The sequence below is a fragment of the Shewanella sp. SM69 genome (genome assembly GCF_025653985.1).
GTDB lineage: Bacteria > Pseudomonadota > Gammaproteobacteria > Enterobacterales > Shewanellaceae > Shewanella > Shewanella oncorhynchi.
The window spans coordinates 183,903-200,682 of sequence record NZ_JAKKRV010000002.1 but is presented as its reverse complement, the minus strand read 5'-3'; the positions used below and the strand labels follow the sequence as shown (position 1 = coordinate 200,682).

The window sequence follows — 16,780 nt, the reverse complement described above, 5'->3', positions numbered from 1 at the left end:
AAAATGGCGCTACAGGCTAAACACAATTGTAAAGGATTTTGACTGATGGCCTCGATCCAACGGTTGAGCTTAGATTTGACACAAGGTATGCTGATTTAAATCACTTGTTTTAAAAGGATGTTTGAATGTCGTTTCCCCATTTATTAGAACCCTTAGATCTGGGATTTACCCAGCTCAAAAACCGCGTGCTTATGGGCTCAATGCACACAGGTTTGGAAGAAGAAAAGGGCGGATTTGAGAAACTGGCAGCGTTCTACAAAGAACGCGCTCTGGGCGGTGTAGGTTTGATTGTGACGGGTGGTATTTCCCCCAATCTTCGTGGTCGCCTTACGCCCCATGCCTGTCAGCTGAGTTTTCCTTGGCAAGTGGGTAAGCATCGCGTGGTAACGCAGGCGGTGCATGAGGCTGGCGGTAAGATCTGTATGCAAATTTTGCATGCGGGACGTTATGGCTATCATCCTTTTTCCCAAGCACCAAGTAAGATTAAGTCACCCATTACACCCTTTACGCCGTCTGCGATGTCCAGCCGTCAAGTGCGCTCGACCATTAAGGATTACGCCAGTTCCGCCGCTCTCGCTAAAAAAGCCGGTTACGATGGTGTTGAGGTGATGGGCTCTGAAGGATATTTGATTAATCAGTTTGTCAGTGCGCGAACCAACACTCGCACCGATGAATGGGGCGGTGTGTTTGAAAAACGGGCGCAATTCCCTATTGAGATTGTTAACGCGATACGGGCAAAAGTTGGTAAAGATTTCATCATTATCTTCCGTTTATCCATGCTCGATCTGGTGGATAACGGTTCGACTTGGGATGAAGTGGTGCAACTGGCCCAGTGGTTAGAGCAAGCTGGTGTGTCCATTCTAAATACGGGCATTGGCTGGCATGAAGCGCGCGTACCGACCATTGCGACAAGTGTGCCCCGCGGCGCCTTTGCGTGGGTGACAGAAAAGCTCAAACAATCTGTCTCTGTTCCCTTAATTGCGACTAACCGCATTAATACCCCTGAGATTGGTGAGCAGATTATCGCCTCTGGTCAAGCTGACATGGTGTCGATGGCGCGGCCTTTCCTTGCTGATCCTGAGTTTGTGAATAAGGCTGCGGCGAACACGCCGGAGCTTATCAACACCTGCATTGGCTGTAACCAAGCTTGTCTTGATCATACTTTTTCCCTCAAGCGCGCAACTTGCTTAGTGAATCCTCGCGCCTGTTATGAGACTGAAATCAACTTCTTACCCACAGCAAATAAAAAGCGTATTGCGGTGATGGGGGCAGGCCCTGCGGGCATGGCGTTTTCTGTTTATGCCGCCATGCGAGGCCATCACGTTGTCTTGTTTGAAGCGAAATCTGAGGTGGGTGGTCAGTTTAATCTCGCCCGTAAAATCCCTGGGAAAGAAGAGTTTAACGAGACTATTCGTTACTTTATAAACCAAATTAAGTTGCATAAGGTGGAGCTGAGATTAAATACTCGCCTCGATGCCAGTGTGTTGGCGACGGAAAAGTTTGATGAAGTGGTAATCGCCTCTGGCGTTGTGCCGCGTGATTTATTCTTACCCGGCTTTGATGACCCACGGGTGGTCGATTATCAAAAAGTGCTCTCGGGTGAAGTGACTGTCGGTAATACGGTGGCCTTGATTGGCGCCGGCGGTATAGGGTTCGATATGGCACACTTTTTGTGTGAGCGCCAGTCGAGCACCTTGGACCCCGATAAATGGCTACAACAGTGGGGCATAGATAAAACTTACCAGCATGCGGGCGGCCTAACTGAACCTCATTCCGACACAACTGATCATCGTAAGGTGTTTTTACTGCAACGTAAAACGTCTAAGATGGGCAAGGGCTTAGGCAAAACAACAGGCTGGATCCACCGTCTTGTGCTTAAGCAACATGATGTGAAGATGAAAACGGGCGTGAGTTACGACAAGTTTGATGAGGCAGGACTGCATATTCGTGTGGGTGAAACAACTGAAGTGCTAGCTGTCGATAACGTCGTTTTGTGTGCTGGGCAAGAATCGAATCGCACGTTAGTGGATGAGATGAAAGCTACGGGCCTGCCTATGCATCTGATTGGTGGCGTAGATGTCGCGGCAGAGCTTGATGCTAAGCGTGCAATCCGCCAAGGCGCTGAACTGGCAATGCGTTTATAGAAAGTCGATAAGCCTTACGTTTTAAACCTTAACGTATTCAATTTTAGATCCTGAAAGCCTGAACTTGTGTTCAGGCTTTTTTGTTTTAGTTTGTTTTAGTTTGTTTTAGTTTGTTTTAGTTTGTTTTAGTTTGTTTTAGTTTGTTTTAGTTTGTTTTAGGTTTTTTAGTGTGAATGCATTGAAAATAGAGGGAAGGGAAAATAGTGGGTTTTAAAACGTTTGGTATCTAATGGCGCGGATTGAATAAGGCTGTATTGAAAGGGGCTGTTTGTCTTAAAGCTACTCTTTGTTTAAAAGCTCATTTTTGTTTTAAAGCGATTTTGGGTTTTAACGCCACATCTTGTTTAAAGCAGCTTATTGAACAATCGAGTCTTGCCGTTATGAGTCTTCAAACACTGCCTGTTTCTGCGTGCGTGTGTCACTTGCTACATTTTGTGTTTGCTTTGACTTAGCCAAACTGGCTTTATTCTGATGAGATTGACACGTATAGGTGACCACAGTTGCACCTTCAGGTGATAGATCCAGCTCTAAATCTTCTGTTGGTACACAGCAGCAGGGCAAACATTCATCATGTTTGAGTTCGGCTAAGGGTTCGTTTAAGTAGCTGACTTTTCCGCTGATGACGCGTGTTTTGCAGGCACCGCAGAAACCGTTGCGACATTCTGAGAAGATTTTGACTTTTTTGGCTTCGAGCGCTTGCAGCAAAGTGCCTTGTTGCTCGGTAAAGAGCAACACAGGTTGACCTTGAAGGCGCACGATTGGCGCCTTCGCAAACAGATTTTGTGGCCGTTTTTTTGATGTCACTGTTTTAATGCCATTTTGTAACGTCACTTTTAAGTGTCTTATAGATCGAAGTCGAGGAACTCATCACCATCAACCGCGGAGTCGATTTGGCCGACAAGGTATGAAGAGACTTCAACTTCCTGTGGTGCAACTTGCACTGCATCGCTTTCTAACCAGTTTTTCATCCAAGGTAATGGATTGGTTATTTCTGGGTATGGTTGCGGTAGATTCACCGACTTCATGCGTTGATTAGTAATAAACTCAACGTATTGGCACAGGATCTGTTCATTCAAACCTATCATAGAGCCGTCTTTGAACAGGTATTTGGCCCATTCTTTTTCTTGCTCTGCGGCTTTGAAGAATAAATCGAAAGCTTCCTGTTGGCATTCTGCAGCAATTTCACCCATTTCTGGATCGTCTTTACCGCCTTGCATTATGCTTAAAATATGCTGAGTGCTGTTTAAGTGTAAGGCTTCATCACGGGCGATTAAGCGAATGATTTTCGCGTTACCTTCCATGAGCTTACGTTCAGCAAAGGCAAATGAGCACGCAAAGCTAACATAGAAACGAATAGCTTCTAGGGCGTTGACTGACATCATGCACAGGTACAAGGCTTTTTTCAGGGTGCGGGTATTTACGATAACTTCTTTGCCATCGATAACATGGGTTCCTGCACCGAGTAAATGGAATATCTGAGTCAGTTGGATCAAATGATCGTAATAAGCGGCGATATCGGTCGCACGGCTTAAGATTTCTTTGTTCACGACGATATCGTCGAAGATCACTGAAGGATCGTTAACGATATTACGAATGATGTGGGTGTATGAGCGCGAGTGAATCGTCTCAGAGAAAGACCAAGTCTCAATCCAAGTTTCTAATTCAGGCAGTGACACCAGCGGCAAAAAGGCCACATTGGGCGAGCGGCCTTGAATCGAGTCGAGTAGGGTTTGGTATTTCAGGTTCGAAATAAAGATGTGTTTTTCATGATCAGGCAATGCACCGTAGTCAATCTTATCGCGACTGACGTCTACTTCTTCTGGGCGCCAAAAGAAAGATAACTGCTTTTCTATCAGTTTTTCGAACACTTCATATTTTTGTTGATCGTAACGAGCCACGTTGACCGATTGACCTAAAAACATAGGTTCACGGGTGGCATCGTTGGGTGTTTGACAGAAGGTAGAGTAGGCCATGGTGCTATTTTTCCAATGGATAGGGATCCACTAAATAGGGATCCCTATAAAACCGTTAACGTTAAAGTTAAAGACTAGATTTTACATGCGCCGCCGGCGCAACCGTCATCTTCTTTCTCTAAATTGGTGATGTCATCGTGTGAATCCGACGCACCATCGCGAGTGTTATGGTAGTAAAGCGTTTTAACACCTAACTTGTAAGCATTGAGCAAATCTTTCAGCAGGGTTTGCATGGGTACTTTACGGCCTTCAAAACGTGAAGGATCGTAGTTAGTGTTAGCCGAAATTGCTTGGTCAACGAATTTCTGCATAATACCCACCAGCTGTAAGTAACCGTCGTTGCTTGGCATTTTCCACAGCAATTCATAGCTATCTTTCAGTGTATCGAAATCAGGTACCACTTGTTTTAGCTGACCGTCTTTGCTCGATTTCACGCTGATAAGTCCACGTGGTGGCTCAATACCATTGGTCGCATTGGAGATTTGCGACGAGGTTTCTGATGGCATTAATGCCGACAGCGTTGAGTTACGCAGGCCATATTGCTTGATATCGCTACGCAGTGATTCCCAGTCTAAGTGCAATGGTTCAGCACAAATTTTATCTAGGTCACGTTTGTAGGTATCGATTGGCAAAATACCTTGAGAGTAAGTGGTCTCGTGGAATAACGGACACGCACCTTGCTCTTTGGCCAAGTTCATTGAGGCTTTCAGTAAATAGTACTGAATCGCTTCGAAGGTTCTGTGGGTTAAAGCGTTCGCGCTACCATCGGAATACTTCATGCCATTTTTCGCTAAATAGTTAGCGAAGTTGATCACGCCTATGCCTAAGGTACGGCGATTCATCGAGGCGATTTGCGCGGCCTTGATAGGGTAATCTTGATAATCCAATAGATTATCCAGTGCGCGTACGGCGAGGTTGGCTAATGGCTCAATATCAGATAACTCTTTGATAGAACCTAAGTTAAGTGCTGACAGCGTACAAAGCGCGATTTCACCTTCAGGATCATCGATGTTGTTCAATGGTTTAGTCGGCAGGGCGATTTCAAGACACAGGTTAGACTGTCTGATCGGCGCGACTTTTGAATCGAACGGGCTGTGAGTGTTGCAGTGATCCACGTTCTGAATGTAGATACGGCCCGTTGAAGCACGCTCTTGCATCATCAGTGAAAACAGCTCAACTGCTTTTATTGTTTTCTTACGAATGTTGCTGTCTTGCTCATATTGCACATATAAACGTTCGAATTCGTTTTGATCTTCAAAGAAAGCATCGTACAAGCCAGGTACGTCAGATGGGCTAAATAAACTGATGTTCTCGCCTTTGATCAGACGTTGATACATCACTTTGTTCAACTGCACACCGTAGTCTAAATGACGGATACGGTTGTCTTCGACGCCGCGGTTATTTTTCAATACCAGCAGAGATTCGACTTCTAAGTGCCAAATAGGGTAGAACAGGGTCGCAGCACCGCCACGCACGCCGCCTTGAGAACACGACTTCACTGCGGTTTGGAAATACTTATAGAAAGGTAAGCAACCTGTGTGGAAGGCTTCACCACCACGGATTGGGCTACCTAAGGCGCGAATACGACCGGCGTTAATACCGATACCCGCACGTTGGCTGACGTATTTCACGATAGATGAAGCGGTCGCATTGATGGAATCTAAGCTGTCACCACATTCGATCAGTACGCAAGAGCTAAACTGACGCGTTGGGGTGCGCACACCGGCCATAATTGGCGTTGGCAGCGACAGTTTAAAAGTTGATACCGCGTCATAGAAATCTTTAACGTATTTCAGGCGCGTCTGTTTTGGATAACGGGCAAATAAGCAAGCCGCAACCAAAATGTAAAGGAACTGCGCGCTCTCGTAGATTTCGTGGGTCACACGGTTTTGAACTAAATACTTGCCTTCAAGCTGTTTTACTGCAGCGTAGGAAAAATCCATATCGCGCCAGTGGTCGATATAGGTATCCATCACATCCAGCTCTTCGCGGGTGTAATCTCTTAAAATGTGTTGATCGTATTTACCCAGCTCAACCAATTTAGTCACGTGAGCATACAATGCTGGCGGCTCGAACTGACCGAAGGCCTTCTTACGCAAATGAAACACCGCTAAACGGGCAGCAAGGAACTGATAGTCCGGTGATTCTGGAGAAATTAAATCCGCCGCAGCCTTGATAATGGTTTCATGGATAGCTTCGGTTGGGATGCCATCGAAAAACTGTAGGTGCGAGCGAAGTTCAACTTCCGAAACAGAAACGTTTTTTAATCCCTTGGCTGCCCAAGTAATTACGCGGTGTATTTTTTCGAGATCGATATTCTCACGATCGCCACAGCGTTTTGTGACTGTCATAGTGCTATTCATTTGGAGATAGGCCTTGGTTCTTATATGTATTTAGGTGAGCAAAATCACCGTACGTATCCTTGTAAAACAATCAATAATCGTCCCTTAAATACAGCTGACTGGTTACAAACGAGTCAATTAAGCGGCGAGCTTCTAGTGTGTCTGATTGTTACCTATACACAAGATATGGTGTTTTAAATTATATGGGATACAAGATAGTGAGGTTTGCCCCTATTTGCAAGTCTGAATTCAGGGGACATCTTGTGGATAACGTGAGGATAAACTTTTGCGTTAGTAACGACTAACCTTGAAGCTCAATTTCAGGTTAGCGTGTCACACTCATGGGGGATTTTTAGGCGATCTTTTCTTTAGATCGCGATCGCTCACGAGTGCCGATCTTTTATCCGCCTGACTTTTTCCGTGGGTCATAAATAGTATGCTGACACACTGATGTCCGTCAGTGAAGTTACGTATTGTATGCCTTATTCGTGAGCATTGTAGGCGCTGTTTTTGGTTGATGTTGTTAAGCCAGTGCTTCGATTAGTGCTTGATGTAGCTCAGTTGGGCTTGCAAAATGCGCGTGCGCAGGCCATTGCAACGGCTTGTCGTTCACGCCCAGATAACCCCATAGGGCCACGCCGCCTAACATGCCAGCAGCCTCGGCCGCGAGCAGATCTCGCTCGGCATCCCCAAGATACAAAATGTGCTCTGGAGCACAGTTCAGCTGTTGTGCGCCTAACAGCATAGGTGCAGTGTGGGGTTTTGGGTGTTTTGTTGAATCGCCACTGATGATAACGGGCATACGCAAGTGTAAATTCAGTTTTCGCAATAAGGGACGGGTAAAGCGCGCAGGCTTGTTGGTGATCACCCCAAACGGCAGCTGAGTTAACTCGAGCCAATCGAGTAATGCTGCTATGCCTGTAAATAGCGCACAATGATCGCCATTTATACGCTGATAGTGGGCGAGCAGTCCTTGCTGTACTTGAGATCGAAGATCTTCTGCCGCATCAGGGATCGCGGCATCGACTAAGGCAAAACTGCCGTGGGATGCGGCGTAGCGCATGGCCGCTAACGGCTGCGCGGCGATGCCGACGTCTTGAAGACTTAAATTGAGGGCCTGCACCAGATCCGGCGCGGTATCGGCTAAGGTGCCATCGAGATCGAACAGTACGCCTTTGATCTGTGCCAGACTCATATTAATCAACCTTACGCGTCGCTATCATGTAATTCACATCAACTTTAGGCGTGTACTTAAAAATGCCCGTCAATGGGTTGTAGCTTATCCCTAAGGCATCGGTACAGATAAGATCGGTATTATCTACTAGCTCAATCAGCTCCGAAGGCTTAATGAATTTTTTATGCTCGTGGGTGCCAACTGGCAGCATTTTTAGCAAATATTCCGCACCTAAAATGGTGTGCACGTAGGATTTAATGTTGCGGTTGATGGTGGAGAAAAACACATGACCACCGGGTTTGACCATGTCACAGCATGCTTTAATCACAGATTGTGGATCGGGTACATGTTCGAGCATTTCCATGCAGGTCACCACATCGTAATAGGCTTGATGATCTTGGCTGTGGGCCTCGGCAGTATTTTTTACATAATTAATGCTCACGCCCGTTTCGAGGGCATGTAGGCGCGCGACTTCTAAGGGCTCATCACCCATATCTAAGCCATCAACCTCGGCGCCGATGCGGGCCATGCTTTCAGACAAAATGCCGCCACCACAGCCGACATCGAGCACTTTCTTGCCGAAAATACCGCCAGCGGTTTGATCGATATAGTTTAAGCGCAGCGGGTTTAATAGATGCAGCGGCTTAAATTCGCCGTTGAGATCCCACCAAGTTTCGGCCATACGTTCAAACTTTGCGATTTCCTGTGGGTCTACATTGGTATTCTGATGCATGCTATTACCTGAAGAAGCTTTATTGTGCGGCTATTATAACGACTATGTTTGATAAACAAAGTGCTCGACTGAGCTAAGCCCTTGTGGTTGAGTGAATTTTCAGCAGTTATCTGCTTTTATGTTAATTGTTGTGCTCCGTATCGACCTTTTACTTTATCCCTTTGACGATTTTTCCTCATCGTAAGCCGTGAATTTCAACGCTTGTTTATCGCACAAACGACCAAATTGACAGTGTTTTCATCTATTAAGCCACCAGACTCTCAATTCGATAATGATAGGTCTGGCGACATTAAATAACTGTGTTAGAATGCCAAATCACGTTTTTGGGCTAGGCAATGATACGGATTATACGTTGTCGGCTATTTTTCAGGGGAACGAGCAGTTTATGACTGATCTGGCATCATCTATTTCGCCAATTAATATCGAAGACGAACTAAAGAATTCGTACCTTGATTACGCCATGAGCGTTATCGTGGGACGTGCATTACCAGACGTGCGCGACGGCTTAAAGCCGGTTCATCGCCGCGTTCTGTTTGCCATGAGTGAATTGAAGAACGATTGGAACAAGCCTTACAAAAAATCTGCCCGTGTGGTTGGTGACGTCATCGGTAAATATCACCCCCATGGTGATTCTGCTGTTTATGACACTATCGTCCGTATGGCCCAGCCATTCTCACTGCGTTACACCTTAGTAGACGGCCAAGGTAACTTCGGTTCGGTCGACGGTGACTCAGCGGCGGCAATGCGTTATACCGAAATCCGTATGGATAAGTTAGCGCACCAATTACTGGCCGATCTTGAAAAAGAGACAGTGGATTTCGTCCCTAACTACGACGGCACAGAACAGATCCCAGCTGTATTACCTACACGCGTACCTAACCTGTTAATTAACGGTTCATCGGGTATTGCCGTGGGTATGGCAACCAACATCCCACCACACAACCTAACGGAAGTAGTGAAAGGCTGTTTGGCATTGATTGAAGAGCCTTCACTGTCGATTGAACAGTTGATGGAATACATTCCAGGTCCGGATTTCCCCACTGCAGCGATTATCAATGGCCGTAAAGGCATTATTGATGCCTATAAAACTGGCCGTGGCCGTGCGATCATGCGTGCTCTGGCAGATGTGGAAACCGAAGATAATGGCCGTGAGCGCATTATCGTCACTGAAATCCCGTATCAAGTGAACAAAGCCCGTTTAATCGAGAAGATTGCCGAGCTGGTTAAAGATAAAAAGCTTGAAGGGATCAGCGGTCTACGCGACGAGTCTGATAAAGACGGTATGCGTATCGTTATCGAAATTAAGCGCGGTGAAGTGGGCGAGGTTGTACTCAATAACCTTTATGCTCAAACGCAAATGCAGTGTTCTTTCGGGATTAACATGGTGGCCCTGACCAATGGTCAGCCTAAACTGTTTAACCTTAAAGAAATGCTCGAATGCTTTATTCTGCATCGCCGTGAAGTGGTGACGCGTCGTACCGTATTTGAACTGCGTAAAGCCCGTGAGCGTGCCCATATTTTGGAAGCGCTGGCGGTTGCACTGGCTAACATTGACCCGATTATTGCACTGATCAAAGCCTCACCCACGCCTGCGGATGCCAAAGTGAAATTGGTTGAGCAAGGTTGGGAATTAGGCCACGTTCAAGGCATGCTGGAAAAAGCGGGCGATGACGCCGCGCGTCCAGAGTGGTTAGAGCCACAATACGGTATTCGTGACGGTCAATATTTCCTGACTGAGCAACAAGCTCAGGCCATTCTGGAACTGCGTTTACACCGTTTGACCGGTCTTGAGCACGATAAGATCATCGCCGAATACGAAGAACTGCTTGAATTTATCGCGGGTCTGCTGTTTATTCTGCGCAGTCCTGAGCGTTTGATGGAAGTGATCAAGGAAGAATTAGTTCAAATCCTTGAAGAATATGGTGATGCGCGCCGTACAGTGATCAATGCCAACGAAGTCGATATGAGTCTTGAAGACTTGATCAACGAAGAAGACGTTGTGGTAACACTGTCGCACTTAGGTTATGCCAAGTATCAACCCTTGACCGATTACCAAGCCCAGCGCCGTGGTGGTAAAGGTAAAGCCGCGACGAAAGTGAAAGATGAAGATTTCGTCGAGAAGCTGTTAGTTGCCAATACCCATGACACCATTTTGTGCTTCTCTGACTTTGGTAAGATGTACTGGCTCAAAGTGTATCAATTGCCATTAGCGAGCCGTACGGCCCGTGGTCGTCCAATTGTTAACTTGCTGCCGTTATCCGATGGCGAGCGCATTACTGCGATTCTGCCAGTACGTGAATACGCGGCTGACAAGTACATCATCATGGCCACCTCACACGGTACTGTGAAGAAAACCGCACTAACTGCTTATAGCAACCCACGTGCAAACGGCATTATCGCCGTTAACCTCAAAGACGGTGACCAACTGATCGGTGTCGATATCACTAACGGTGATGACGAAATCATGTTGTTCTCGAACGAAGGGAAAGTGGTTCGCTTTGGTGAGAAAGTTCGTGATTCTGAAACTGGCGAAGTGAAAACCGATCCTGAAACCGGTGAAGAAGTCTTGTCCTTACGCCCTATGGGCCGTACTGCAACAGGCGTTCGTGGTATCCGTTTAGAAGAAGGCCAGAAAGTCGTGTCGCTTATCGTACCCAAAGGCGATGGCGCGATTCTGACTGTGACTGAAAATGGTTACGGTAAACGGACGCAACTGTCTGAATATCCTGCGAAGAGCCGTGCGACTAAAGGTGTGGTTTCAATCAAGGTGAGCGAACGTAACGGCGCTGTTGTTGGGGCTGTTCAAGTCGGTCTTAACGACGAACTGATGCTCATCAGTGATAAAGGTACCTTAGTGCGTACACCTGCGAGCGGCGTGTCCATCATTGGCCGTAATACTCAAGGTGTAACGATTATCCGCACTGCGGGCGACGAGAAAGTGGTCGGCCTACAACGTATCGACGAAATCCAAACTGAAGAAGATGAAGTCGAGCTGGATGAAAACGGTTTACCGATTGTTCCTGTCATTGTCGAAGGCGAATTAGCTGACGAGGCTCTTGAAGAAGCGCTGGATGACGAAGAAGAGTTGGACGAAGATGAAGACGAACTTGCTGATGATGAGCAAGACGAAGAGTAATTAAGTGTCATATTAACGAGCGTCCAATTGGACGCTCGTTTTTTTAATGGCATTGATGTTGATAGCATTGTTCGTTTTAGAATGGTTTCGTATTTATCAATACCTACATCATGGTTGGGATTAAGGAGAGTGTCAGTGAGCGCGATTTATAATTTCTGTGCTGGACCTGCAATGTTACCCGCAGCGGTAATGAAAAAAGCACAACAGGAATTACTTGATTGGAATGGCCAAGGCGTTTCCGTGATGGAAATCAGCCACCGAAGTAAAGAGTTCATCGCGCTTACACAACAAGCCGAGTCCGATTTACGTGAACTGATGCAGATCCCCACAAATTACCATGTGCTATTTATGCACGGCGGTGGTCGTGGGCAGTTCTCCGCTGTTGTGAATAATTTTTTAGGTAATCATGGCCGAGCCCTGTATTTAGTCAGTGGTCAATGGTCATCTGCCGCGTTAGCCGAAGCACAAAAGCTCGTGGGTGAAGCGCAGATTGATAGCTTGAATATTGTTGAAAAACACAATGGACTCAATGCGGTTGTCTTGCCTGATTTACATAAAATCGATGCCGATTATCGCTATGTTCACTACTGCCCTAATGAGACAGTAGATGGTATCGAAATTTTTGATGAATTAGACTCACCTTGGCCAATTGTTGCCGATTTATCGTCAACCATTATGTCACGTGAAATCGACGTCAGCCGCTACGGTTTGATTTACGCTGGCGCACAAAAGAACATAGGTCCATCGGGTCTGTCGATAGTGATAGTGCGCGATGACATGTTAAAACTGCCGAGTTTACCGCAGTCGTCCATCATGGACTATCGTTTAGCCGTTGAGCATGACTCTATGTTCAACACACCGCCAACCTTTGCTTGGTATCTCGCCGCTGAAGTCTTTGCTTGGCTTAAGTCCATTGGCGGCATTGCGAGTATTGCAAAAATTAATCAACAAAAAGCGCAGATGTTATATCAATGCATTGATGGTAATGCTTTCTACCGTAATGGGGTTGTTGCAGCGAACCGCTCACAAATGAACGTGACTTTCCAATTAGTCAACGAAGCGCTCGATAGTGAGTTCCTAAAGCAAGCCCAAATAGCTGGACTCGTTGCCTTAAAGGGCCATCGTATCGTAGGGGGTATGCGTGCTAGCCTCTATAATGCAATGCCACTCGATGGCGTAGTTGCTTTGGTCAAGTTTATGAATGAGTTTGCAAACAAACATAGCTAGGCTTAGCTGTATTGAGTCACTCATTAGCTTGCGACGCTTAGCGTCTAGGCTTTGCTGCCTGAATATCAACGTTATGCTTATTGAATGTTGATCATCAGTTAGCCATCTCAAGTGAGACATCCCAAAAGCGAATGCTCAAATGCATTCGCTTTTTTGTTAACTTTAATTTATCGACAATGGCGTTAAGCAAGATGACGTTGAGACCAGAGGCCTTCAAGAACACTCGTTTTGAGAAAGCCTGTGAGCTGACGCGCATTACTGAGTAAGATGCTGGGTTAGTTGTATATTATTGTTTATCATAATTAAAAGAACGTATCTTTAGATGTGTATACACGATAAATCAATAGGATGTTACAGATGGATTTGGCCAAGCTTTCGCGGATTAGTATGAAGCATTTGATCACTTTGCATGTGATGCTCGATACCCTGAGTGTAACCGCCAGCGCCGAACGTTTATGTTTAAGCCCCTCATCCGTCAGTAAAACCTTAAGCCAGCTCAGGGACAGTTTAAACGATGAACTGTTCTATCGTAACGGCAACTCACTGGTAGCAACCCCATTGGCAAGACGATTAGGGCCAAGCGTGCAACAGATGATCAATGATATGAATCAGATCATGAGTCAGGATGCGTTTAACCCTGCTCATTTTGAGGGGCGTTTTTCGCTTGCGATGCGAGAAAGCACCTTTGAACTGCTGGCCGCCAAGCTCAGTGCCCATATTCTGAGCTTGGCTCCTAATATCCGCCTCGATATTTACAGTAAAGACAATATTGGTTTTGATGGATTGCTTAAAGGTACATTAGACTTTGTGCTGTTACCCCATGATCTAAGTCAACCTAAACCTCTTCAAGACGATCTGGTGTGGGAAACCTTGTTTAGCGATGAAATGATCTGCCTGATGAATTCATCCCATCCCTTGGCTAAACAGCCGCATATCAGCTTCGATGATTACCTGAGTTTTAGCCATATTGGCATTACCGATACGGATCTCAGTACGCCTTTTTTTGATATTTTGCTCGCCCAGCAATCTAAAAAACGTGCCGTTCCCATTTCGGTCCCAGACTTTGGCAGTGCGGCGTTAATGTGCCATCACAGTGAGTTGCTCTTTACCTGCTCGCGCCGCTGGGCATCCATCGCTAGCCAAGCTCAAGGCTTAACGATTAAATCTTTACCCATAGAATATGGCAAAGTGGCTTACAGCCTAGTTTGGCATAGTCAAAGCATGAAAGATCCCGCACTACGCTGGCTTTATGAGCAAATTTTGCTTTGCAGTCGTTAAAGGTATATGGAAGGTAACACGAGATTGGTTACGCCTCGCTTTGCAAGCGTTGCGGCTAAGCGTTCAATATCGGCTTGTTTACAGCTTGGCCAATTGAGTGCTTCATCGACAACACCATGATGGTGAAAGGCATTTAACTTAACTCGTGTATCTGGGCCTAGCAGAAGTAAATAGGTCGCTAGTGCGTCTATTTCGTCCTCGTAATCCGTGATGCTCGGAATGTGCAGCAATCTCACCTCATACAGTTTTTGCTGTTTAGCTAATAATTGGATTGATTTGAACACGGCATGGTTATCACGACCGGTAATATACCTATGGGTATCCTGTTGCCACGCTTTAAGATCCACCATAGCGCCATCTAAAAACGGCAGCAGTTTATGCCATCCCGTTAGGCTCAAACTGCCATTGGTGTCGAGCATGCAAGTTAAGTGTGATAACGACTCTGTCGCCTTAATTCCTTTAAATAACGCAAGAATAAATGGCAGTTGCAGACTCGCTTCGCCGCCGCTAACCGTAATACCATTAATAAAGTGACGCTGACTATGGAGAATCGTCAGTATCTCCTCGACTGTGTAACGACAGACCTTAGGGCTCGCTTGTTTCGGGCACACGGCAAGGCAGGTATCGCATTGGCTACAACGCTCACTATCCCAGTGAATGCGAGGCTTATCATTGAGGTTTATTAATGTCAGCGCATTGTCAGGGCAGGTGGCGACACATTCGCCACAGGCATCGCATAAACCTATGGTATGTGGGTTATGGCAGTTTTTGCATTGATAGTTGCAGCCCTGCAAGAATAACACGAGCCTGCTGCCAGGCCCGTCGACACAGGAAAAGGGCAATAGCTGACTGACTATTGCCTGTTTATTTATGGCCGGTTCATTTAACAACACAGGGGGGAGTGCTCATGGGCGATAACTCGTGCTTGGCGTTGCAATATTCCCGTATTAACCGCAGCTTCTGCGGCTAAGCCTGTGGTATTGAGACGCGAGCCGCACTGTTTAAACGCTTCAATATCTGAGCGTTTTACCATATAGCCAGTCACGCGCATTAAATCGTTAGAGGCGACATTGGCGGTAAACTCCCTAAAACCTAACTCAAGTGCGGCTTTACACAGTTGGAACATGGCTTGAGGATTGGATTTCACGGTTTCATCTATGGTCAAAATATCGCTAATCCCCGCCGTATAATACTGATGATGTTGCGCTAGGGCTTGAATATGGGCGATGGGATTCGGTTCAGTGCCATAGGGGATGCGAACGCCAGGAGTCACATCGTTGTCGATACTAATACCGCCCTGTGAATGCAGTAGTGCCCGCCCATGGTAACCATGTGCGACGGGTGTGGATTTCACTATGGCATCGAGCGCAGCAGAAATACGGTAGCCAAGTTGATTTGCATCTGCCTGATGACCATAGTCAGTGTGTTGATCTCGTTGAGATAACTTCGTTGCATCAGTTGCAGTGAATGTCCGCAGAATATTCACGGCTTCTGCCATGCCGTAAATACCAAACATGGGTGCAAAGCGCGATTCATCGATCAATTGCTCTTTAACTAAAAAGCTGTCAAAGAAGTGTGATTCTTGATGCAAAAATGCCGAGCGCGCTTCAATGAGCTCAAAGGTGAGTGAGCAGTAGTTTGGCAATACAGTATCAAAAAAATCGTTTATAGAATTGGCCTTTAACGCAACTTCTTTAAGATTAAGTCGAACTAAGGTATTGGCGCCGCCCGCTAACGGCAACGCGTTGTAGCAACTGACAATACCAAAACCGCGCTCATCAAACGCACTGGCATGCAGAGGGTAATTCGCGATATGCGGCTTACTGCACTGACAAATATTGGTGGTCGCAAGCAACAACAATTCATCCGGTGTGACGGCGGGGTCGTACATAAAGGTCAAATTGGGGGCAACTTGTTTTAACTCGGCATCAATGCGCAGTAGGGTGCGGCAAACGATGTTATCTGTAGGGCCAATATTCACATGCATAAAGGCATCGGGCAGGGTTCGGTCGAGCATGATCCAGAACAGTTTTAATTTACGATAAAGGACTTCCGCATCTATTCCTTCAACGAAAGGCATCAAAATGTCATCCAGCTGACCTAAATACACGGGGATATTGGTCACCGATGGCACGTGATGATACAGAATCGTTAAGGCATTGATGGCTTCGTCCAAGTTTTTTGCCGCAGATAACTCTAAGTATTCAGAGCCTTGTTGAAGGTAGCGGGCATAATCTGGCAACACATAGCGTGGTTTAAACGGCGCATGGCCTTCAAACATGTCGCAAATAATACCGTCATTCATCGCCGCTTTTACCTCGGGCGATATCGACATATAGGGCAAACTGGCTTCCGCTTCTAATGCTAAATAGTTGGATTTTTGCTTGGGTGAAAGCAGCGGGTTGGTGACGATTTGCACTAATCTATCTGGTAATAACATGGCGGAATATCCACAAGTTCTATGATAACCACTAATCTACTCAGTGGCGTTGGCTTTAAAAAGTGAAAATTGCCGCAGTCCTGATTAATGAAATGGAAATCCGCCGACCGAGGTCACAATTTGTGGCTTATTGCGATAACGCCGCGATGTCAAAATCACTAGAATGTGGTTTTACGATTAAAAATAAATGCTTGAACAGTGAGACGTGGCCTTGCTTGTCATATTGTGAATATGAAACTGAGGTTAATGAACTGCCAAAACTGATCGGGTGGGATGAATGAAAAATTTAACACATTAGGCGGTAAATGAACTCTGCTGTATCCCTTTATTGCG

General features: G+C 46.2%; 11 protein-coding genes. 4 read left to right on the top strand and 7 right to left on the bottom strand.

Annotated elements, in window-relative coordinates:
- The first annotated feature begins 125 nt into the window (after nt 1-125).
- A complete protein-coding gene (locus L5M37_RS04270) occupies nt 126-2,144 on the top strand; it encodes an NADPH-dependent 2,4-dienoyl-CoA reductase (RefSeq protein WP_263199521.1) in 2,019 nt (672 codons plus the stop codon).
- Between the two features lie 378 nt (nt 2,145-2,522).
- Here the strand turns inward: L5M37_RS04270 and yfaE are convergent, their stop codons facing one another.
- From yfaE to ubiG, 5 genes are all read right to left on the bottom strand, one after another.
- Nucleotides 2,523-2,948, bottom strand: coding sequence for a class I ribonucleotide reductase maintenance protein YfaE (gene yfaE, locus L5M37_RS04265; protein WP_168827147.1), 426 nt, complete (start codon nt 2,946-2,948; stop codon nt 2,523-2,525).
- A 38-nt stretch (nt 2,949-2,986) separates the two neighbouring features.
- Entirely contained in the window at nt 2,987-4,117 is a 1,131-nt protein-coding gene (gene nrdB, locus L5M37_RS04260) for a class Ia ribonucleoside-diphosphate reductase subunit beta (RefSeq protein WP_028759863.1), read from the bottom strand.
- A 74-nt stretch (nt 4,118-4,191) separates the two neighbouring features.
- A complete protein-coding gene (gene nrdA, locus L5M37_RS04255) occupies nt 4,192-6,480 on the bottom strand; it encodes a class 1a ribonucleoside-diphosphate reductase subunit alpha (protein ID WP_263199519.1) in 2,289 nt (762 codons plus the stop codon).
- A 502-nt stretch (nt 6,481-6,982) separates the two neighbouring features.
- Nucleotides 6,983-7,654, bottom strand: a complete 672-nt coding sequence (locus L5M37_RS04250) for an HAD family hydrolase (protein ID WP_263199517.1) — start codon at nt 7,652-7,654, stop codon at nt 6,983-6,985.
- A 1-nt stretch (nt 7,655) separates the two neighbouring features.
- Nucleotides 7,656-8,366: a bifunctional 2-polyprenyl-6-hydroxyphenol methylase/3-demethylubiquinol 3-O-methyltransferase UbiG gene (gene ubiG, locus L5M37_RS04245; protein WP_219250836.1), complete on the bottom strand. Its 711-nt coding sequence runs from the start codon at nt 8,364-8,366 to the stop codon at nt 7,656-7,658.
- A gap of 385 nt (nt 8,367-8,751) precedes the next feature.
- Here ubiG and gyrA point away from each other — a divergent pair, with 385 nt between their 5' ends.
- The 3 genes from gyrA to L5M37_RS04230 all read left to right on the top strand — a co-directional run bounded on the left by gyrA (nt 8,752) and on the right by L5M37_RS04230 (nt 14,007).
- Nucleotides 8,752-11,502, top strand: a complete 2,751-nt coding sequence (gene gyrA, locus L5M37_RS04240; protein ID WP_105253124.1) for a DNA gyrase subunit A — start codon at nt 8,752-8,754, stop codon at nt 11,500-11,502.
- A gap of 135 nt (nt 11,503-11,637) precedes the next feature.
- Nucleotides 11,638-12,729 carry a 3-phosphoserine/phosphohydroxythreonine transaminase gene (serC, locus tag L5M37_RS04235; RefSeq protein ID WP_131524063.1) on the top strand — a complete coding sequence of 364 codons (1,092 nt, stop codon included), beginning with the start codon at nt 11,638-11,640 and terminating at the stop codon, nt 12,727-12,729.
- Nucleotides 12,730-13,086: 357 nt separating this feature from the next.
- A complete protein-coding gene (locus L5M37_RS04230; RefSeq protein WP_263199515.1) occupies nt 13,087-14,007 on the top strand; it encodes a LysR family transcriptional regulator in 921 nt (306 codons plus the stop codon).
- Here L5M37_RS04230 and L5M37_RS04225 read toward each other — a convergent pair.
- Entirely contained in the window at nt 14,004-14,864 is an 861-nt protein-coding gene (locus L5M37_RS04225; protein WP_263199751.1) for a YjjW family glycine radical enzyme activase, read from the bottom strand. The genes L5M37_RS04230 and L5M37_RS04225 overlap by 4 nt on opposite strands.
- A 26-nt stretch (nt 14,865-14,890) precedes the next feature.
- Nucleotides 14,891-16,447 (bottom strand): YjjI family glycine radical enzyme, encoded by a 1,557-nt coding sequence (locus tag L5M37_RS04220; RefSeq protein ID WP_263199513.1) that lies wholly within the window; start codon nt 16,445-16,447, stop codon nt 14,891-14,893.
- Between the last annotated feature and the right edge of the window lie 333 nt (nt 16,448-16,780).